This is a genomic window from Pseudoalteromonas sp. S16_S37, from assembly GCF_014694405.1.
Classification (GTDB): Bacteria; Pseudomonadota; Gammaproteobacteria; order Enterobacterales; family Alteromonadaceae; genus Pseudoalteromonas.
In genome coordinates, this window is the sequence record NZ_JAAUWV010000238.1 from 1 (window position 1) to 278 (window position 278).

Below are 278 nucleotides of genomic sequence, written 5' to 3' on the forward strand. Positions count from 1 at the left end.
GGAAGCGTTGGAGATTCTTATGACAACGCAATGGCTGAGACGATAAATGGTTTATTTAAAACAGAAATTATCCGAAGAAATGGACCATGGAAAAATGTTGATGCTGTCGAATACGCCACTTTAGAGTGGGTCAATTGGTTTAATAATCAACGCTTACTGTCTTCTATTGGATATATTTCACCAGCTCAATATGAAGCTGATTTCTATGATAATTTAAAAGAGTCAGGTAAAGTAGCCTGACTTAAACAACTAGTCTCCGATGAACTCGGGGCGATTCA

At 37.8% G+C, this 278-nt stretch carries 1 protein-coding gene; it reads left to right on the plus strand.

Annotated elements, in window-relative coordinates; genetic code table 11:
• On the plus strand, positions 1 to 240 hold a 240-nt coding region (locus HC733_RS22785; RefSeq protein WP_190367229.1), incomplete at its 5' end, for an integrase core domain-containing protein.
• Positions 241 to 278 lie beyond the last annotated feature (38 nt).